The sequence below is a fragment of the Pseudomonas sp. HMSC066A08 genome, assembly GCF_001813025.1.
Taxonomy (GTDB): Bacteria; Pseudomonadota; Gammaproteobacteria; order Pseudomonadales; family Pseudomonadaceae; genus Pseudomonas; species Pseudomonas aeruginosa.
Window position 1 is genome coordinate 1 of record NZ_KV811198.1, and the last position, 235, is coordinate 235.

Sequence of the window (235 nt, forward strand, 5' to 3'; positions counted from 1 at the left end):
CCTGACGCTTCGATTAATTGTTCACCGCTTTTACCTAATGCAATTGCTTTTACATCTCCCATACCTAATTTCAATGAACTATTTGCAAGATCTGTGATAGTTTTGATTTCACCAATTTTATCTTTTCTGACAGCAATAACAGGAATATGACGCACAATAGGATATTGGCTAACCACCTGATTTTGTTTCGCTAACTTCTCTACATACTCTTGAGAGCCAGGAAAAAACAGATCAC

Annotated in this window: 1 protein-coding gene; it reads right to left on the minus strand. The window is 36.6% G+C overall.

The features are described from left to right. The coding region (locus HMPREF2886_RS32645; RefSeq protein ID WP_168172007.1) for a substrate-binding domain-containing protein at nucleotides 1-235 on the minus strand (235 nt) is incomplete at both ends.